This window comes from Pseudomonas sp. Y24-6 (genome assembly GCF_020295325.1).
GTDB classification, from domain to species: Bacteria; Pseudomonadota; Gammaproteobacteria; order Pseudomonadales; family Pseudomonadaceae; genus Aquipseudomonas; species Aquipseudomonas gregormendelii.
The window spans coordinates 515,983-534,839 of the sequence record NZ_JACBXG010000001.1 but is presented as its reverse complement, the minus strand read 5'-3'; the positions used below and the strand labels follow the sequence as shown (position 1 = coordinate 534,839).

Here is an 18,857-nt window from a genome sequence, read left to right as displayed (position 1 = left end):
GACCACCACCCAGCGACGTGCAGGCCTCAGCGCAGGCTCCACGACACCCCGGCGTACACACCCAGGCCTTCACCCGGCGTCGACCGCGCGGCATCCAGGCCCTTGTCGTCATAGCCCGGCGTGACCGTGGCGGCGTAGTGCTTGTTGGTCAGGTTGCGCAGGTCCAGCCAGGTCTGCCAGTCGTCCTTGGGCGAGTTGTAGCCTACCGTCGCACCGAACAGTGCATAGGGATCGGCGTAATAGCTGTTGGCGTAATCGACCGCCACTTTGGACACCCACTGGGTGTTCAGCCCGGCAAAAAATCCCTGGGGCCAGTCATAACGCAGTTCGCCCTGGTAGTAGTGCATTGGCAGGCCCGGCAGGCGGTTGTCGCCGAAGCGATCGTCGTCGCGGTAATGGAAGTCGCTGAACGTATAGCTCTGGCGCAGGCTCAGTTGACCGCCGTCGTCCCGGGACCAGAGGTTACTCTGCAGGCCGGCTTCGACACCCTGATGCACGGTTGGGCTGGCGTTGAGTTCGTATGGCGTGGTGGCGTTGGCGTCCGGCAGCACCGAAAGCAACTCGTTATGCACCTGGGCGTAGTACCAGGCCAGGCTCCATTGACCGAGGCGACTGTCGCCGCGCCCGCCGAGTTCCAGGGTGGTTGCGGTCTGGTTTTGCAGCTTGACCGGGTCACGTTGAGTGCCTGTGGCGGCGCCGCTGCCTGCCGGGAAGCGCTGGTTGGCGCTGTAGATCAGCGACCACGGATGCGGCCCTTCAACGGATCGGCTGAGGTTGCCAAACAGTTGCAGATCCGGGTTCACCTGATAGCGCAGGCCCAGGCGCGGGGCGTAGTCCCAGTCATTGAGGCTGGTCTTGCCGCCGCCGTCGGGGTAGGTCACGGCGCTTTCGCGGCGGGTGTAGATGGCGGCGAGGCCGGTGGTCAGCCACAGGTCGTCGGCGATCTGCAGATCGTTGCCTGCGTGCAGCACAGTGTCCGAGCCCTGATAGGTGAAATTGCGCATGGCGGTGCCCGGGGCGTACCCGGCGGTGTTGCCGGTGGGAATGCGCACCGATTCACTGGCGCCGGCGTTGGGCAGGTGCCTGGTCACTCGCAGGCCGACATTGCTCTGGCTTTCCAGGCCCCACAGAGTATCGCGACGCTTGTAGTCGAAGGTGCCGCTGACATCCGAGTACGCTACCTTCAGGCGGTTGGGGCCTTCGCGCAGGTCCATCGGATAGTCGTGGTAGACCAGCCCGGTCTGGATGCTTGAGTCGTCATCGATGAACCAGGTGGTCTTGTTGCCGATGAACGTGCTGCCCGGCTGATCGCGGCTGTCGTCCCGTGCGACATAGGCCGGGTTGGCCGCCCGTGCGTCGTGTTCGATGGAGTGCTTGCTCACGCGTCCGGCCAGATCGTTGTCAGTCTGGCGGTGACGCAGATAAAAGCGTGTTTCCAGGTTCGGGTTGAAGCGATAACCGAAGTTGGCGATCAGCCCCTGGCTTTTACTGGCGGTGTGATCCTGATACCCGTCGGCGCTCGCGTCGGTCACCGCCACGTAGTAATCGAATGCGCCCAGCACCTGCCCGGAACTGATCTGGCGCTGCTGATAGCCGTGACTGCCTACCGCATAGCGCACCTGCAACCGCGCCGCGTCGTAGCCAGTGTGGCTGATATAGTCGATGGCCCCACCCAGGGCCAGCGCACCCCGGTCAAACCCGTTGGCACCGCGCAGCACTTCCACATGATCGAGCCACAGCGGCTCGAGCAACTCATAAGGCGTGCCCCCCGGACCCGTCAGCGGCAGGCCGTCGAGCATGGCGTACAGCCCCGAGGCATGGGCGCCGGGCGCACGGTTGATTCCCGAGCCACGGATCGAAATCTTCACTCCTTCATTGCCCGCAGACTGTGCATAGACGCCCGGCTGATAGGCCAGCACATCCTGATTGCTGGCAACTCGACCCTGCAGCGCACGGCGCATGTCGACCACGTTAGTGCCGCCAGGCACCTGGCCCAGCCGCTCGCGGGCGTCTTCGATGGACGAGTCTGCGGTGCCTTGTCCGTCAGCTTCGATCAGCACCTGTCCCAACTCCATGCCCTGGGCCGCGGCGATGGCCGGACAAACGAAAGCCAGGCCCAGCAAGGCTGCCGGGAAGGAATGGGGCGAGGGCATGGGGAACTCCGGGTGAAAGGGGCGGGCAGTGAGAAGTGCGACGCAGGAAACACCGAAGGGAGCACATAACGGCCGAAAAACTAATGCTCCAGGCGGTATGCTGACCCTGATAAGCCCTCATTACGCGTCACATCCACCCCGAGACTAATTCACCGAGCCTGCTCGCTTGATATCACCGCAAAAAATATCGAGATTGCCGCTGTCCGGGGCAGTTCGCACGACGACCGAGTGCTCACTGGCAAGCAACACCGGCAGTTCCACTGGCGCACTTCTTGAGAATACCCAGCCGCGGATGGCCTGGCGTTCGGTGTTGACCTGGTCGTTCATTTCGTAGGCAACGGGGCCGGGCTGCTGGCAGCTGCCTTTGTTGATGAAGGTATATAGCCGCAGTGGCAGGGAGGCGCCGTCCGGAACGCCACTGATGATGAAGTTGAATCCGGTTTTCTTGCCCCAGTTGGCCAGGGTCACATTGCCGATTTGCCCGGTGTTATGCCGGGTGGCCTGGAGCGGCACGGATACTCCTTTCTGGGCTGGAGTGGTGCAACCGACCAAAGTGACGGTGATCAGCAATGCCAATGAGTTTCCGAGTTTCATGTCGAATCTCCAGAGTGGAAAAACTGCACTGGTAGATTAGTAGGTTTGTCGCTGTCGAATCTGCTGATTAGCGGGTTTGACTCTGACGTGGCGACAGGCAACTTATCGGTTCGCGGCGACCGGTTTTGGGGCCGTTTTGCCACCTGGCGCGAGCAAGCTCGCTCGCCATGGGGTTGGTGGTGCCCGAAACCTGGAGTAAGGCGATTGCTGCGTTGGGTGCACTCATACAGTGCTCACAAGTCAGTTATCGGAGAATTTGACGGTTGCTAGACTTCGCGGCTCTTGAGCTTTCTTGTTCAGCAATCAAACGGGACCCATGATGTTCAGTGAAATCCTGGTGGCTATCAACGGCAATGCCCAGAGCGACAAGGTCCTGGAGTTGGCCATGAAAGTGGCCCATGACGCGACGCGGGTGCATGTCGTGAGCGTGATCGCTTACGAATTCAGCGCACCGGATCTTGAATCCCGGCAAGCATCGCCTGCTTCGTGGACAGAGCAGTTGCACTGCGAAGAAGTTGTCGAAAAGGCCCGCCTGTTTCTTCAGGCTCGACACATCAAATGCACCGCCACCGTCATTGCCGGCGACCCGGAGAATGCCATCTGCAAGCACGCCCGGGAGCAGGGCTGCGATCTGATAGTGATGGGGCATCACCACATGTCGACGTTTGAGCGGCTGGTGGGCAACTCGGTGGCGTATGAGGTTTTGCAGAATGCTCCCTGCCCGATTCTGATTGAGGCGGGGTGAGGGGTGTCGTTATTTGCCACTGCGCAGCTGCCCCGGACTCGCCCCCAGCCGTTGTCGGAACAGCGTCGCCATATGCGCCTGGGAATTGAAGCCGCAGGTCAGGGCGATATCGGCCAGGCTGGCGCCTGAGTCGCGCAGCAGGGCGCGGGCCTTGGCCAGGCGCCGGTCGATCAGGTAGCTGTGCGGGCTTTTACCGGTGGCCTGCTTGAACGCCCGCATGAAAAACCCTTCCGACAGTTCAAGCAGGCCGGCCATCGCCTGCACACTCAGCGGCCCCTCAAGACCTGCATCGATGAACTCATCCAGCAGGCGCAGGCGATTGGCCGTCAGGGAGCCTGTCGGTTGCGCAGGCGAGGCGAAGTGCGCCGTTGCCCGCTCAGCCAGGGCCAGTGCCCAGGCCTGCCAATCGTCATCCACGGTGGCGTGCAGCATTGCGTTGCGCATGCGCAGCGCGAGGCGAATCGCTTGCGGATCGATGCGATTGTTAAAAGCGTGATCGCCCGGCAATTCCAGGCCATCGGTGCGCACCACCCGCAGGTATTCACCGCCCTGCGAGGACTCGGACAACACATCGCAACCGGTCGGGACAAACGCCAGGCCGTTGGGAGTGGCGAGGAAGGGCCGGACCCGGTCGCTGCCGATAGCGTGCACGCCACGCTGGCTGTCAAAGGCGAAACCAATGGCGGCCTGGCTTGCCACGTAACGGGTCGCGTAGGCGGAGGCGGGCAACAACTCAATCGCCCACGCCCCGGCGTCGACCCGGCGCACCGGTTCGGTCATGAGCGTTGAGGGCAGGCGATTTCGCGGGTTCATGCCCGCATAGTAGTGAAGATGGGGCAAAAAAGTCAGGTCGGTTTTCTGAAAGCCGACGTATCGCCTGCGTGCCTAGACTGGGCAAAACATCACGGAGACTGCCCATGCACACATTGACTCGCGACGACATCGAACAGGCGGCCCGCCTGGTGTACCAGGTCATGCCCGCCACGGCTCAGTACGCCTGGCCGTTGCTGGCAGAACGGCTGGGCTGCACAGTGTGGGTCAAGCATGAAAACCATACCCCCACGGGCGCCTTCAAGGTACGTGGCGGCATTACCTTCATGCACTGGCTCAAGCGCAACCACCCCGGCGTGAAGGGCATCGTCACCGCGACTCGCGGCAACCATGGCCAGAGCCTGGCGCTGGCTGCCAGTGCCGTGGGCTTGCGCGCGTTGATCGTGGTGCCCGAAGGCAACTCGGTGGAGAAGAACAACGCCATGCGTGGCTTCGGGGGAGAGGTGGTCGAGTGCGGTCGCGACTTCGATGATGCCCGGGTCGAGGCTGCCCGCCTGGCGCAGGCGCATGATCTGTTGCTGGTGCCGCCGTTTCACACTGAACTGGTCAAGGGCGTGGCCACCTATGCCCTGGAACTGTTCACTGCGGTGCCCGACCTCGACACCGTCTATGTGCCGATCGGTTGTGGTTCGGGGATCTGCGGGGTGATCGCCGCGCGCGATGCGTTGGGCCTCAAGACCCAGGTGGTGGGTGTGGTGTCGACGGAGGCTGACGCTGTCAGGTTATCGTTTGAGGCGGGAAAGATCTGTGAAACCCCTTCGGCGAACACCTTTGCCGATGGCCTGGCGGTGCGCAAGCCGATTCCCGAGGCGTTTGCCATCTACAGTGCGGGCGCGGCGCGAATTGTCGCGGTCAACGACGGTCAGATCGCCGAAGCGATGCGCATGTATTACACCGATACCCATAACCTTGCAGAAGGCGCGGGCGCCTCGGCCCTGGCGGCCCTGGTACAGGAGCGTGACGCCATGGCGGGCAGGACAGTCGGGGTGATCCTGTCGGGGGGCAACGTCGATCGTGGGGTATATGCACAGGTGATCCAGTAGCGGGACTGGCGATCCTTAAGCTTGGCGAATCGAATGATAGCTGTAACCGGGCGCAGGTGACTCCAGTCGCGGCGCTCGACTCTCAACATGGAAACATTTCCTCATACTCTCTTTATTTTAGTAGTTGTACGACGTCGTACGTACTGTGTTGGAATGCGCCCGTTCTCACAAAAAAAATAACGGAGATACCTTCCATGACGAGCATTCCTTCCGTCGAAGGCAAAGTCGCGGCGCCCGCGCAAAATCGTTTTGCCCGAATACTCAAGCTGCTGGGGCCCGGAATCATCGCCGTTTTGTCCTGGCTTGGCGCCGGTGATCTGATCACTTCGTCTGTGGCAGGGGCCAACTACGGCTACGCGATGATGTGGGTGCTGGCCGTCTCCCTGCTGTTGAGATACCTGATCGTCAACATCATTGCCCGCTTCCAGCTGTGCAATATCCAGGGCATGACCATCCTCCAGGGCTACGCCCAACTCAATCCGTTTTTTGCCTGGTTCATGCTTGTGTACGCCCTGTTGATGGGGCATTTGATGAACGCCTATATGATCAAGGGGGCCGGTGAGTCCCTGGCGATGCTGTTGAAAATCGACCAGCCTTTGTTATGTTCCCTGGCGGTGGTGCTGGCGGTGTGGCTGCTGGTGGGTCGCAACATCTACTCGATGATCGAAGGCGTCATGAAGGTGCTGCTGGCGATCATGACCCTGGCGTTCATTGCCCTTGCCGTCATGTCCGGTCCCGACGTGACCGGTATCATCAAAGGCACCATCGGTTTCAGCATTCCGCCAGATGAAGGCGTGCATGGCGCCTTGCTGGTGGCGGTATCGGTGATCGGCGCGGTGGCCGGCTCCATTGCCAACTTCGTGCACCCTTATGTCATGCGCCAGAAGGGTTGGACCGGACCGGAGCACAAGCGCATCCAGCGCAACGATCTGCTGTTTGCCGTGTTCGTCGGAATCGTGATCAACCTGGCCATCTGGATCGTCGGCGCGGAAATACTGCGGCCCAACGGCATCGAAGTAAAAACCCTCGCTGACCTGGGCAAGGCGCTGGAAATCTTCTTCGGCCCGATCGGCTGGTATGTGTTCTTCATTGGCGTATTTGCGACCCTGTTCGCCAGCATCTCCGGCAAAACCACCGCCTTTCCGATGCTCATCACCGACGCCTTCCAGCACGTGCGGCCCAAGCGTCGCGAGAAGTACGGCAAAGAGTTTCACCATGATCCGATGCACAAGTGGTTCATGCTGTTCATCCTCGTGACTCCGCTGGTCTGGTCGCTGCCTGGCATGCCGGACTTTGTGACCCTGACCATTGGTGTCAGCGCGCTGAACATCATCGGTTTGCCGGTCATCTCCCTCGGGCTGCTGATCATGTCCAACCAGAAGTCGTTGCTGGACAAGCAGTACCGCAACAATCTGTTCGAGAACATCGCACTGTTGTTTGCCACCGGCCTGGCCTTGTGGGTCGCGTTCCAGCTGGGCGTTGACCTGTTCAGCCTGTAGCAGCTGCAACCCTCGAGGGGCTCCTTGGCCCCTTGGCGGCGGGCATGCGGTTGATGGATTTGTTCATCGCTGAAAGCCTTACGAAAGTTTCCAGGCGCACCCTCCAAGCCACGCTCTGCTATCGTAAGAAAACCTCTAATCGTCCATCCGGGCGATTTTCCGTAAGCACGCTTTACGGCACCGTCATCACGGTCAGGTTTGCGAGTTAACGGAAAACCATTCCATGGAAACCCCGCCAGTAGATCGTCCACCCTCCGAACCCCAGTCTCGCGCCGAGAAGATTGTCGAGTTTCGAAGGCAGAAAAGCCTGCTCAAGACCGGTGCCCTGCAAGACGCAATTTTCAACAGCGCCTACTTTTCCAGCATCGCCACCGACGAAAAAGGCGTGATCCAGATCTTCAACGTGGGCGCCGAGCGCATGCTTGGGTATCTGTCCGAAGACGTGGTCGACAAGATCACCCCGGCGGACATTTCCGACCCTGCCGAGCTGATCACCCGTGCCGCAGCCCTGAGCCTGGAACTCAAGACCGTAATCACACCGGGCTTCGACGCGCTGGTATTCAAGGCTTCCCGGGGCATCGAAGATATTTATGAGCTGACCTACATCCGCAAGGACGGCAGCCGCCTCTCGGCAATGGTCTCGGTGACTTCATTGCGCGACAGCGCCGAAGTCATCATCGGCTACCTGCTGATCGGCACCGACAACACCGCACGCAAGCAGGAAGAAGCCACCCAGGCCCTGCTCGATCAACGCCTGCGCGACCAGCAGTTCTATACCCGCTCGCTGATCGAGTCGAACATCGATGCGCTGATGATGACCAATCCCCAGGGGATCATCTCCGACGTCAACAAGCAGATGATGGAGCTGACCGGCCGCACCCGCGACGAGTTGATCGGCGCGCCGTGCCGCAACTTCTTCACCGACCCTGCACGAGCCGATGCGGCCATCAAGCGCGTGCTCAGCGAGAACAAGGTCAGCGACTACGAACTGACGGTGCGTGCCTACGACGGCACCGAAACCGTGGTGTCCTATAACGCGGCGACCTTCCACGACCGAGATCGCAAGTTGCAGGGGGTCTTCGCCGCCGCCCGCGACGTCACCGAGCGCAAGCGCTTCGAGCGCACGCTCGAAGAGAAAAACGTCGAACTCGAACATGCCAGCCTGATGAAGTCGGAGTTCCTGGCGACCATGTCCCACGAACTGCGCACTCCGTTGAACGCCGTGATCGGTTTTTCCGAAGCGCTCAAGGACGGCATGGTGGGTGACATGACCGACACCCAGCGCGAGTACATCAGCGACATCTTTTCCAGCGGCCAGCATCTGCTGTCGCTGATCAATGACATCCTTGACCTGTCCAAGGTCGAAGCCGGGATGATGGCCCTGGAGCTCGAATCCGTCGAGCTGCAAGGCCTGCTGAGCAACAGTTTATTGATCGTGCGCGAAAAAGCGGCCCTGCAACGTATTCAATTGAAACTGGAAACCGACGCCGACCTGGGCACCTTCGAGCTGGACCTGCGCAAGACCAAGCAAATCGTCTACAACCTGCTGGCCAACGCGGTGAAGTTCAGCGCCGCTGGAGGCGTGGTCACGCTGGCAGTCAAGCAGGTTACGCGCGAGCAGGTCGGGATCATCGAAGGCGACTGGCCGGTGCACGGCTTTGAGGTGCCGTCCAGCGAGCATGAGCAGTTTCTGCAACTGAGTGTCAGCGATACCGGTATCGGTATCGCCCAGGCGGACATGGACAAGCTGTTCAAGGCCTTCAGCCAGATCGACAGCAGCCTGGCCCGCAAATTCGAGGGCACTGGCCTGGGTCTGGCAATGGTCAAGCAATTGACCGAGTTGCAGGGTGGCAGTGTCGCGGTTGCCAGCCGCGAAGGGGCAGGGGCCCGGTTCGTGGCCTGGTTGCCCATCCGTGGAACAACAATTGTGGAGGCGCCGTGGCTGAAATCCTGATCGTCGAAGACAACGCCGCCAATATGCGCCTGGCCCGGTTGCTGCTCACCAGTGCCGGTCACAGCGTCATTTGCGCGGCTGATGCGGAAACCGGCCTGAAGCTGGCACGCGAGCGGCAACCTGCACTTATCCTGATGGATATCCAGCTGCCGGGCATGGATGGCCTCAAGGCCACCTCGCTGCTCAAGGAGGACGCGGCGACAGCGGCCATTCCGGTGGTCGCGCTCACCGCCATGGCCATGAAGGAAGACGAGGAAAAGACCCGCCAGGCGGGTTGCAACGCCTACATCATCAAACCACTACGCTACAAGGAGCTCTACCGGGTCATCGACACGTTGCTGCAAAACACTCTGCCTCAACAGCCCTCTACCTGAGCTCTCTCCATGTCCGACACTGCCGCTACCCTGTTGATCGTCGACGATGAAACCCATGTGCGCAAATTGCTGCAGATCCTGCTGCAGAACCAGGGTTATCAGACACAAACCGCCAGTTCGGGGGAAGAGGCTCTCGCGATGATTGCGCAACAGCCGCCCGACCTGATCCTGCTCGACATCATGATGCCGGGGATGGACGGCTACGAAGTCGCCCGGCACCTGAAAACCGACAAGGCCACCTCGAACATCCCGATCATCATGCTCTCGGCCCTGGGGGAGCACAGTGCGCGCATATCGGGCCTGGAGGCGGGCGCTGAAGATTTTCTCAGCAAGCCGGTGGAAAGTGCCGAATTGTGGCTGCGGGTGCGCAACCTGCTGCGGCTCAAGGCGTTCGGCGACTACCTCAAAAGCCACAGCCTGATGCTCGAAGAGCAGCTGCAGCAGCGCACCATCGACCTGGAGCGCTTTCGCTCGGCAATGGATGCGTCGGGGGATGCGATTTTCCTGGTCAACCGCAGCAGCATGCAGCTGATCGAATTCAACCGGCGGGCCTGCCAGGTACTGGGTTACACCCCTGAAGAGCTCCTGCGCATGACCCCTGCGGACCTCAGCGACCAGACCATTGAAGAGCTCAAGGGCTTATATGACCAGATCATCGCCGGCACAGGGCCGATCGAGCCTGCGGAGTCGCGCATCCGTTGCAAGGACGGCAGTTTCCTGGAGGTTGAAGTCCATCGCCAGGCCTACAAGACCGGCGACGACTGGATCATTGTCGGCATCGCGCGCGACATCACCCAGCGCAAGGAAAACGACCAGCGCATGCTGCAAATGGCCCACTACGACACCTTGACCGGCCTGCCCAACCGCAATCTTTTTTTTACCACCCTGGAGATGGGGCTCACCCAGGCGGCGCTCAGCGATTGGCAGTTGGCCGTGGTGACGGTAGATCTGGACGACTTCAACAACGTCAATGAAACCTGGGGCCACCTGCTGGGTGACCAGATGCTGGCTGAACTGGCTCAGCGCCTGACCGGCTGCCTCAACGTCAGCGATACCCTGGGGCGCTTGCACGGTGACGAATTCGCCCTGATCCTGATGCTCCGCCAGGGCCAGGCGGACCCGCTGCAGACCGTCGAGCGCATCCGTGAAGTGCTGCGCCTGCCGTTTCAGCTCGACGGCCAGGACACGTCGATGACCGCCAGTATCGGCATTTCCCTGTACCCCAACGACGCCGCCGATGCCCAGAGTCTGATCAAACAGGCCAACACGGCCAGGCACCGGGCGAAGAAGATCGGCCGCGATACCTACCGGTTTTATACCGCGCAAATGAACGTGGAGGCATCGGCTCGCCAGGAGATGGAAAACGCCCTTCGCGAAGCCGTGCAACAGCAGGCGTTCGAACTGTTCTACCAGCCCAAGATCGGTCTGGAAGACGGCGCGGTGTGCGGGCTCGAAGCCCTGTTGCGCTGGCCGCGGCCGGGGCAGGCCAATGTGTCTCCGGCGGTGTTCGTACCTATCCTGGAAAGCATGGGGCTGATTACCGAGGTAGGTAACTGGGTGATCACCCAGGTCTGTCAGAAAATGGCCGAGTGGCAACGTGCCGGACAGGGACCGTTGCAGGTGGCGGTCAACGTGTCCGGCCAGCAGATCATCGAGGGCGACCTGATCGCCAGCATCCGCCAGGCCCTGATCGACAATCAGATTGATCCACACTGGCTGGAAATCGAATTGACCGAAAGCTCGCTGATGGAAAATACCGCCCACACCATCGCCAGCCTGCAAACGCTCAAGCAACTGGGGGTCAAGGTTTCCATCGACGACTTTGGCACCGGTTATTCCAGCCTGGCCTACCTGCGGCGATTCCCGATAGACAAACTCAAGATCGACATTGCCTTCATCCGCGAGGTGACCAGCAACCCCCAGGACGCCGCGATTGCCCGGACCATTATCGAACTGGCGCACAGCCTTGATCTGCAGGTTATCGCCGAGGGTGTAGAGACCCCAGAGCAGCTGGCATTCCTCACGGAAAACGGTTGTGATCAGGTGCAGGGTTACCTGTTCAGCCGGCCCTTGCCGGTCCCGGAGCTGGAGAAGTTCCTGCTCGCGCGACAGGCGTTTCACTGAATAAAATGATACTCGCCATAAAATTTTGAAACCTTTTGCCGTGGATCGCAATCCATCGCCCATAGGGGGGCAATTTTGCGCTTGCCGTCAGGTGGGCAAAAAGCAAAGGTTGGCTTTACACAAGACGACGTTGCCCAGTGCACGAAGGGCAGTCTCACAATGAGCCGGACTCAACATGCCAACTAATCATTTACCCGGGGCCGGGGCCGGGGCTGGCTTCCTGGCTTACGACACCCATCGGCTCGCCCTTATAGAGATAGGCGAGCGGATTCGCGACCTGGATGACACGCCCGCGCTGGCCTATGCGGCAGCGGAGATACTCGGCCGCACATTGCAGGTCAGCCGGGTTGGCTACGGCACCATTGACCCGGTGGCCGAGACCATCACGATCGAACGCGACTGGAACGCGCCGGGGATCGAAACCCTGGCCGGCGTCTTGAGTTTTCGCGAGTATGGCAGCTACATCGAAGACCTGAAAAAAAGCGAGACGGTGGTGGTGCGCGATGTTGCCGAGGACCCGCGAACTCGCGACAGTGCCCAGCAGCTCAAGGCGATCAGCGCCCAGTCGTTTATCAATATGCCCATCACCGAAAAAGGCCGGCCGGTGGCACTGCTCTACCTCAACCATTGCGAAGTTCGCGACTGGTCGGATGATGAACTGGCGCTGATTCGCGAAGTCGCCGAACGCACCCGCATGGCAACCGAACGCTGCCGTGCCCGGGATGATCTGCGCGATTTGGCCGCGTCCCTTGAGCATCAGGTACAGGTGCGCACGGAACAATTACGCCAGTCGCAGAAGATGGAGGCCGTGGGGCGCTTGACCGGACGCTTCGCCCATGACTTCAACAACCTGCTGACCGTCATCCGGTCGTCCTGTGACTTGCTCAAACGCCCTGGCAGTTCCGAGGAACGCCGTCTACGCCTGGTCGAAGCGATTTCCGAGGCCGTGGAAAGAGGCAGCAGCCTTACCGGTCAGTTGCTGTCATTTGCGCGCCGTCAGGCGCTCAATCCGTCGGCGCTGGATGTGAACGCGAGTGTCACAGCTATCGCCGACGTCATGAAGTTGGAGGCGGGGCCGGGGATCAACGTCGTCATCGATTTGCCCGGAGAATGCTGTGCGATTCTCGCTGATCCAGGCCAGTTCGAAGTGGCGCTGCTCAACCTGGCCAACAACGCCATTGAAGCCATGAACGGCCAGGGTGAACTGGTCATCAGCGTGACCCGGGCTGACCGTATTCCGGCTACCCGGGGTGACCCTGCCATTGACGGCAACTTCATTGCCATCGCTATCAGCGACAACGGCTCGGGTATAGCCCCGTTTTGTCTCGAAAGGATTTTCGAACCTTTTTTCACCACCAAGACCGTTGGCCAGGGCACCGGGCTGGGCTTGAGCCAGGTGTTCGGATTTGCCAAGCAGTCTGGTGGCGAGATACGCGTGGAGAGTTGCCTGGGTCAGGGCAGTGCGTTCACCTTGTATTTACCGTGTGCCTGAGCGGGCGAGTGGATAGCCCGAATCGTAAAATGGCGTTAGCATCGTAGACCTTCGGCCTGATGGCCTGTAGTTCAGATCAGGGTTGCATTTTGGAAAAGCTAAAACGCCTTCAAAGCGGAATCGAGGGGCTTGATGCTCTACTCAAGGGTGGGCTGGTCGCGGGTTCGTCCTATATCATTCAAGGACGCCCCGGTTCTGGTAAAACCATCCTTGCCAACCAGCTCGGGTTTCATCATGCGCGCAATGGCGGCCGGGTCCTGGTCGCCACGTTGCTGGCTGAATCCCACGATCGTCTGTTTCAGTTTCTCTCGACCCTGAGCTTCTTCGAGCCTGCCCGGGTCGGCGCCGAGATTCAGTTTGTCAGCGCTTTTGATACCCTGGAAAACGAAGGCCTGGACGAAGTGGTCAAACTGCTGCGGCGTGAAATCAGCCGGCAGAAAGCCACGGTGCTGGTGGTCGACGGTTTGCTCAATGCGCGCTCCAAGGCCGACTCACCCATCGACACGAAAAAATTCATCTCCGAGCTGCAAGGCCACGCGGCCTTCGCTGGTTGCACCGTGCTGTTCCTCACCAGCTCCCGGCTGGATGACGGCAGCCCCGAGCACACCATGGTCGATGGCGTCATTGAGATTGGTGAAGAGCTGTTCGGCACCCGCTCCGTGCGGCGAATCCAGATGCGCAAGACCCGGGGCAGTGGCGCGCTCACCGGCCTGCACGAATGCGAAATCACTGACGACGGCCTGGTGGTCTATCCACGCCTGGAAAGCCTCTACAGCCATCCATCCAGGCCTGACAGCGCAGACCTGACGCGCATCACCAGCGGCATTGGCGCGCTGGACGGCCTGATCGGCGGCGGACTGCACAGCTCCTCCGTAACCTTGGTGATGGGCCCCTCAGGGGTCGGCAAAACCACCCTGGGCCTCAAGTTTCTTGCTGAATCGACAGTGGACGCCCCCGGCCTGCATTTCGGTTTTTATGAAAGTCCGCAACGGTTGCGGCTCAAGGGCCAGTCGTTGGGGATCGACATCAAGGGCATGGAAGAAAGTGGGGCGCTGAGCATTGCCTGGCAGCCCACCACCGAGGGCTTGATCGACGGTCTGGGTGCACGCCTGCTGAGCATCGTCGAGCAGAAGGACATCAAGCGCGTGTTCATCGACAGCCTCAGTGGCCTGGCACGGGTGTCGACCACGCCGGCGCGGATCACTGATTTCTACAGCGCCCTGATGAGCGAACTGCGCGCCCGGGGCGTGACGGTATTCGCCTCGTGGGAGATGCGTGACGTGTTCGGTTCCGAAGTCAGTGCCCCGACGCCGGACCTGTCGAGCATCGTCGATAACCTGATGCTGATGCGTTTCTTCGAGACCCAGTCTGAACTTCGACGACTGCTTTCGATTCTCAAGGTACGAGACAGCTGCTATGACCCCTCGCTCCTTGAAGTGGTTATCCATGAACACGGCGTTGAACTGAAAAAGGCCTCACGACATGCAACGGCAGTCCCCAATGATTCTGCGTTGCCCCGTTCAATTTCCTAAGTCTGTGAGTCGGGTTGAATTGACATGACCACCATCCTGGTCGTCGACGACGAGTACTTGATCGCTGATATCCTCGGCTACGCGCTGGAGGATGAGGGGTTCATGGTGGTAAAGGCCAGCAATGGCCAAAAAGGACTTGAGGTGCTGGAGCGCGAGCGTCCTTCGCTGGTCATCACCGACTTCATGATGCCGGTGATGGACGGTCTCGAATTCGCCAAGGCGATTCGGGCACTGCCGGTGGCCAGTCAATTGCCGATCATCCTGATCAGCGGTGCCCAGGCCCACATCGGCATGCAGCGCTCGGACCTGTTCGATGCGGTGCTGGAAAAGCCGTTCAACATTGACCTGGTGATCGCCAAGGCGCGGGAGCTGCTGGCGTTGAGCTGACCGGCCTGGCAAACCTGCCATCACCGCCAGTCTGTTTGCCCCTTCTGGATCAATTGCGGCACTCCGACAACACTACCTTGCAGGTCCTGGGCGTGCCGCCTGATCGTCCGGCATAACGAATGCAGTTGTTCAGCGACTTCTGCCGGGCGATGCTCAGGGTAGCCCCCCACGCCAGGCCGCCTTCGCCGGCGGTGGGCAAGGCCTTGGCATAGCAACTGGAACCGACGTTCGAAGCCGTGTAGCGAGCGGTTGTGGTTCTGCCGGAACAACCAGCAGTCAGCGCCAGGTTAATGGCGAGCAGGGAGGGTATGACCCAGGTTGAGCAGGGATGCGCTGTTTTGGCGGTCATTCCCGTGTCCCCTGTAGCGACGTGATGGTGACCTGTTTAGCGTAGTCGGTTTATTTTCTACGCAATATTGAGTTTTCATTCCTGTAATGACAATGCCTTCGCAGCCGCTTTTGCTTAGCTGACCGGCCAGCTCAGTCTGGGCCCCGGTCCGTTGCTGGCGGGTCTTTGGGGTTATGCGCTGGTTTCATTCACACAACCTCCTGCGGCTCGCCGCGGCGGTCGTGAAGGTCGTGATCGAGTTGATGCATGGCATAGTCATGACGTAGACCTTAACTTTGGCGCGCCGGTCATGCGATAAGTCAGCAAAACGATGCCGGTGACCACAATCACCCCTCCCAGCACCTGCCCCGCGCTGAGCATTTGATCCAGCACAATCCAGCCCATCAGCAGCGTCGCCAACGGTTCGATGTTCATGACCGGCGCATTGCGTGGCATGTTCAGTCGCGGCACTGAAATGAACAGCACGATAAAGCCGGTGCCATACAGCACCACCAGGGTGGCGAGGGCCAGCCATCCGGTCGAGGTGGCGGGCAGGTTCAGTCCGCCTGGCAGGGCGCCAGTCAGGCCCGCCAGATTGACGCTGCTGAAGACGATAAAAATGGTCAACAGACTGCGCACCGAACCACGTACCTGCGCCAATTTGTGGTCGGTGATCCACAGCGCGCAGGCGAATACGCTGGCGGCGCAGAACGCGAGTGCGACGCCCAGGAGCCATTCCGGGCTGACGTCAGTGGTAGTCGAAAGGCGCCCGGGAACGTCGAGCACAAACACCAGCCCCACCAGAATCAAACCCATCAACATAGCGGTGCGCGCGGTCGGTTTCGGGCCGCCCATTGCCCAGGTAAGCAACGCCAGCAGGATGGGGAACACGTTGGCCACCAGCAGTGCCAGCGCCACCGGCACCCGCGCGACAGCCGAGTACAGACACAGGCTCTGCGCGGTAATCAGGAGGCCCAACAACAATTGCCAGCGCCAGGCACCTGCCGGCAGACGCAGACTCTGTTTTTGCCACAGCACCAGGATGGCGAGTACCAGCAAGGTCCCGCCAGAACGCAGCAAAATCGCCAGCAATACACCCGCGCCGTCATCGAAAGCGACCCGTGCCGCCACATGGTTGCCGGCGAACGCACAGCCCATGCACAACAGAATGATCACGGCGAGGTGGCGGGGGAAAGGCGCCGGTAGGGTTTGGGCAAGGGCAGGGCGGGGCATGGCAAATCTCGAAGGGTGACAGGCCAACTCGGGATGGCTCGTGGGTTTTTATTATGTTGTCGTACAACCGCTTCGATTTGTACCGTATTCAGCCAGGTCGGGCAAGAGGGTTGTTGAGCTATGAAGGCTTTAGGATTGGGCTTGGTGGGATTCTTCTAGTGCTTCGGCGAAGCTGTAGAGGTCGTATGACTCGTTAACTTAGCTTCTGTACCTCAGCGCCTCCACCAATGCAGAAAACGCCGCAGACGTCTGGCGTCTGTTGGGATAGTACAAATGGTAGCCCTGGAACTGAGGGCACCAGTTGGCCAGGACTTCCTGGAGTCGGCCGTCGGCCAGGTACGGTGCAACCAGTTCTTCGGGTACGTAGGCCAAGCCTATGCCATCGGCGGCGGCATTGAGTACGTGCATGATGCTGTTGAACACCAGTTGGCCGTCAACTTTGACCGTAAAAGCCTTGCCATCGTTTTCGAATTCCCAGGCGTAGATCGCCCCGGATGGTCGGTGGCGGATGTTCACGCATTCATGCCCGGTCAACTCATGGGGGGTTGTGGGAGCCGGGTTGCGGGCGAAGTATTCTGGAGAACCCACCACGGCCAACCGCCAATCCGGGCCTATGCGAACGGCGATCATGTCTTTGCTGATCGATTCGCCCATGCGGATGCCGGCATCAAATCGCTCCTCGACGACGTTGGTGAAGCCATAGTCGACGTAGAACTCCAGCGTGATATCCGGGTAGCTGGCCAGGAATTCTGCAAGCATCGGCCGCACGCACAATTCAATCTGATCGTCAGTACAGGAAATACGAATCGTGCCACTGGGCTTGTCCCGAAGCTCGCCCAGCGCTTCAAGCTCCGCAGTGATCTGGTCAAAGAGCGGGGCAATCGAGCGCATCAACCGTTCTCCCGCCTCCGTGGGCGACACATTGCGTGTCGTGCGGGCCAGCAGTCGGATCCCCAGTCTTTGTTCGAGTGCGCGGATCGTATGGCTTAGCGCAGAAGGCGTGACGCCCAGTTTGGCGGCGGCTTTGGTAAAACTCTGATCTCGCGCTACCGCCAGGAAAGCCTGCAGATCGTTGACTTTGGTATTGGCCATTACTGAATTTTTCTCAAAACCGCATGATGATTATGCCTACTAATCAAGATATCCCCTATCAGTCAAGCTATGTCACCTACGGGCGCTGGCTTGGGTTGCCGGTGCGGGTCAGGTGCATCGGTATGACCGCGTGGACTTGATTCCCTGGACCCGGCTCAACGCCTTTTTTACCCGGCGGCTGACAGTGGTTGGCTAACCGGGCAGGGCTGCCCCCCACAAACTTTGGATAAGAGGTTTTTGCATGACGGCTCAAGTATTCGACACCCCGGCAGGTGATGTTTCAGGCCGGCCTGGGACTGGCGAACAGCCGGCGTGCTGGAGTGGCATTTTCGCGATGACACTGTGCGTATTCGCGCTGATTGCCTCGGAATTCATGCCTGTCAGCTTGCTGACGCCGATTGCATCAGACCTGCAAATCAGTGAAGGGCTGGCCGGTTACGGGATCGCCATATCCGGCGCTTTCGCGGTGCTGACCAGCCTTTCGATTTCCAGGCTGGCAGGCTCGCTGGACCGCAAGACGCTATTGCTGCTATTGACCGGGATGATGTGTGTGTCGGGGCTGGTGGTAGGCCTGGCTCCGAACTATACGGTGTACATGATGGGGCGTGCGCTGATCGGCGTGGTGATCGGCGGGTTCTGGTCGATGTCGGCGGCAATGGCCATGCGCCTGGTACCTTCCCATAGCGTGCCCAAGGCGCTGGCGATCTTCAACGGTGGCAATGCGTTGGCAACCGTAGTGGCCGCACCGCTGGGAAGCTATCTGGGCAGTGTCATCGGTTGGCGGGGCGCTTTTTTGTGCCTGATTCCGGTCGCGATCATCGCGTTGATCTGGCAATGGATCAGCCTGCCAGCCATGCCGGCGGCGCCGCGCAAAGCGGGTGCTGGCAATGTCTTTCGATTGTTCAAAAGGCCATTGGTCAGTTTTGGCATGTTGAGTGTGGGCCTGTTCTTCATGGGGCAATTTGTGTTGTTCACTTATCTGCGCCCGTTCCTGGAAACTGTCACCGGTGTAGATGTCTCCCTGTTGTCGATGATCCTGCTGGTCATCGGAGTGGCGGGTTTTGTCGGGACCCTTGTGATCGGCACATTCCTGAAAGCCGGAATGTATCGCGTACTGGTCTGCATTCCACTGTTGATGGCCGCCATTGCACTGTCCTTGATTGTCCTCGGCGACGGAGTCGTGGCAGCGTTTGTATTGCTGGGTCTGTGGGGCCTGATCGCAACGGCGGCACCGGTGGGGTGGTGGTCATGGCTGGCGAAAGCGTTGCCCAGGGACGCGGAAGCCGGTGGCGGCCTGATGGTGGCCGTCATTCAGCTATCCATCGCGCTGGGCTCCACCCTCGGCGGACTGCTGTTCGACGCAAGCGGCTATCGCCTGACATTTCTCGCCAGCGCCATCTTGCTGGTGCTGGCGGCAGTGGCGGCCTTTTTCACGTCGCGAAATCAGCTTTGATGGGAGGCGGATTTGATCACGGC

Annotated in this window: 16 protein-coding genes; 10 read left to right on the top strand and 6 right to left on the bottom strand. The window is 60.2% G+C overall.

Annotation, left to right across the window (positions count from 1 at the left end):
• Nucleotides 1–26: 26 nt before the first annotated feature.
• Both HYI44_RS02530 and HYI44_RS02525 read right to left on the bottom strand, forming a co-directional pair.
• Nucleotides 27–2,153 (bottom strand): TonB-dependent receptor family protein, encoded by a 2,127-nt coding sequence (locus HYI44_RS02530; RefSeq protein WP_225568667.1) that lies wholly within the window; start codon nucleotides 2,151–2,153, stop codon nucleotides 27–29.
• Nucleotides 2,154–2,297: 144 nt separating this feature from the next.
• A complete protein-coding gene (locus HYI44_RS02525) occupies nucleotides 2,298–2,747 on the bottom strand; it encodes a hypothetical protein (RefSeq protein ID WP_122838540.1) in 450 nt (149 codons plus the stop codon).
• Nucleotides 2,748–3,066: 319 nt separating this feature from the next.
• Between HYI44_RS02525 and HYI44_RS02520 the strand changes: the two genes are divergently transcribed.
• Nucleotides 3,067–3,492, top strand: a complete 426-nt coding sequence (locus HYI44_RS02520; protein WP_225568666.1) for a universal stress protein — start codon at nucleotides 3,067–3,069, stop codon at nucleotides 3,490–3,492.
• Nucleotides 3,493–3,501: 9 nt separating this feature from the next.
• Here the strand turns inward: HYI44_RS02520 and HYI44_RS02515 are convergent, their stop codons facing one another.
• Nucleotides 3,502–4,305 (bottom strand): helix-turn-helix transcriptional regulator, encoded by an 804-nt coding sequence (locus HYI44_RS02515; protein ID WP_225568665.1) that lies wholly within the window; start codon nucleotides 4,303–4,305, stop codon nucleotides 3,502–3,504.
• Nucleotides 4,306–4,409: 104 nt separating this feature from the next.
• Here HYI44_RS02515 and HYI44_RS02510 point away from each other — a divergent pair, with 104 nt between their 5' ends.
• From HYI44_RS02510 to HYI44_RS02475, 8 genes are all read left to right on the top strand, one after another.
• On the top strand, nucleotides 4,410–5,366 hold the full coding sequence (locus tag HYI44_RS02510) for a threonine dehydratase (protein ID WP_225568664.1): 957 nt from the start codon (nucleotides 4,410–4,412) through the stop codon (nucleotides 5,364–5,366).
• Nucleotides 5,367–5,560: 194 nt separating this feature from the next.
• Nucleotides 5,561–6,865, top strand: a complete 1,305-nt coding sequence (locus HYI44_RS02505; protein WP_225568663.1) for an Nramp family divalent metal transporter — start codon at nucleotides 5,561–5,563, stop codon at nucleotides 6,863–6,865.
• Between the two features lie 223 nt (nucleotides 6,866–7,088).
• The gene (locus HYI44_RS02500) at nucleotides 7,089–8,819 is read left to right on the top strand and encodes a PAS domain-containing sensor histidine kinase (protein WP_225568662.1); all 1,731 of its coding nucleotides are present in this window, start codon (nucleotides 7,089–7,091) and stop codon (nucleotides 8,817–8,819) included.
• Nucleotides 8,804–9,193 (top strand): response regulator, encoded by a 390-nt coding sequence (locus HYI44_RS02495; protein ID WP_122838647.1) that lies wholly within the window; start codon nucleotides 8,804–8,806, stop codon nucleotides 9,191–9,193. The genes HYI44_RS02500 and HYI44_RS02495 overlap by 16 nt, the downstream gene beginning before the upstream one ends.
• A gap of 9 nt (nucleotides 9,194–9,202) precedes the next feature.
• A complete protein-coding gene (locus HYI44_RS02490; RefSeq protein WP_225568661.1) occupies nucleotides 9,203–11,317 on the top strand; it encodes an EAL domain-containing protein in 2,115 nt (704 codons plus the stop codon).
• Nucleotides 11,318–11,492: 175 nt separating this feature from the next.
• Nucleotides 11,493–12,809: a sensor histidine kinase gene (locus HYI44_RS02485; protein WP_225568660.1), complete on the top strand. Its 1,317-nt coding sequence runs from the start codon at nucleotides 11,493–11,495 to the stop codon at nucleotides 12,807–12,809.
• Between the two features lie 89 nt (nucleotides 12,810–12,898).
• A complete protein-coding gene (locus HYI44_RS02480; protein ID WP_225568659.1) occupies nucleotides 12,899–14,341 on the top strand; it encodes an ATPase domain-containing protein in 1,443 nt (480 codons plus the stop codon).
• A 24-nt stretch (nucleotides 14,342–14,365) separates the two neighbouring features.
• Nucleotides 14,366–14,728, top strand: a complete 363-nt coding sequence (locus tag HYI44_RS02475; protein WP_122838548.1) for a response regulator — start codon at nucleotides 14,366–14,368, stop codon at nucleotides 14,726–14,728.
• A 49-nt stretch (nucleotides 14,729–14,777) separates the two neighbouring features.
• On the opposite strand, the gene HYI44_RS02470 is transcribed toward HYI44_RS02475, so the two are convergent.
• The 3 genes from HYI44_RS02470 to HYI44_RS02455 all read right to left on the bottom strand — a co-directional run bounded on the left by HYI44_RS02470 (nucleotide 14,778) and on the right by HYI44_RS02455 (nucleotide 17,381).
• A complete protein-coding gene (locus HYI44_RS02470) occupies nucleotides 14,778–15,077 on the bottom strand; it encodes a DUF4189 domain-containing protein (protein ID WP_122838549.1) in 300 nt (99 codons plus the stop codon).
• 255 nt (nucleotides 15,078–15,332) lie between these two features.
• Nucleotides 15,333–16,289, bottom strand: coding sequence for an EamA family transporter (locus tag HYI44_RS02460; protein WP_225568658.1), 957 nt, complete (start codon nucleotides 16,287–16,289; stop codon nucleotides 15,333–15,335).
• A gap of 198 nt (nucleotides 16,290–16,487) precedes the next feature.
• On the bottom strand, nucleotides 16,488–17,381 hold the full coding sequence (locus HYI44_RS02455) for a LysR family transcriptional regulator (protein WP_225568657.1): 894 nt from the start codon (nucleotides 17,379–17,381) through the stop codon (nucleotides 16,488–16,490).
• Between the two features lie 241 nt (nucleotides 17,382–17,622).
• Between HYI44_RS02455 and HYI44_RS02450 the strand changes: the two genes are divergently transcribed.
• Nucleotides 17,623–18,834, top strand: a complete 1,212-nt coding sequence (locus HYI44_RS02450; RefSeq protein ID WP_412548467.1) for an MFS transporter — start codon at nucleotides 17,623–17,625, stop codon at nucleotides 18,832–18,834.
• Nucleotides 18,835–18,857 lie beyond the last annotated feature (23 nt).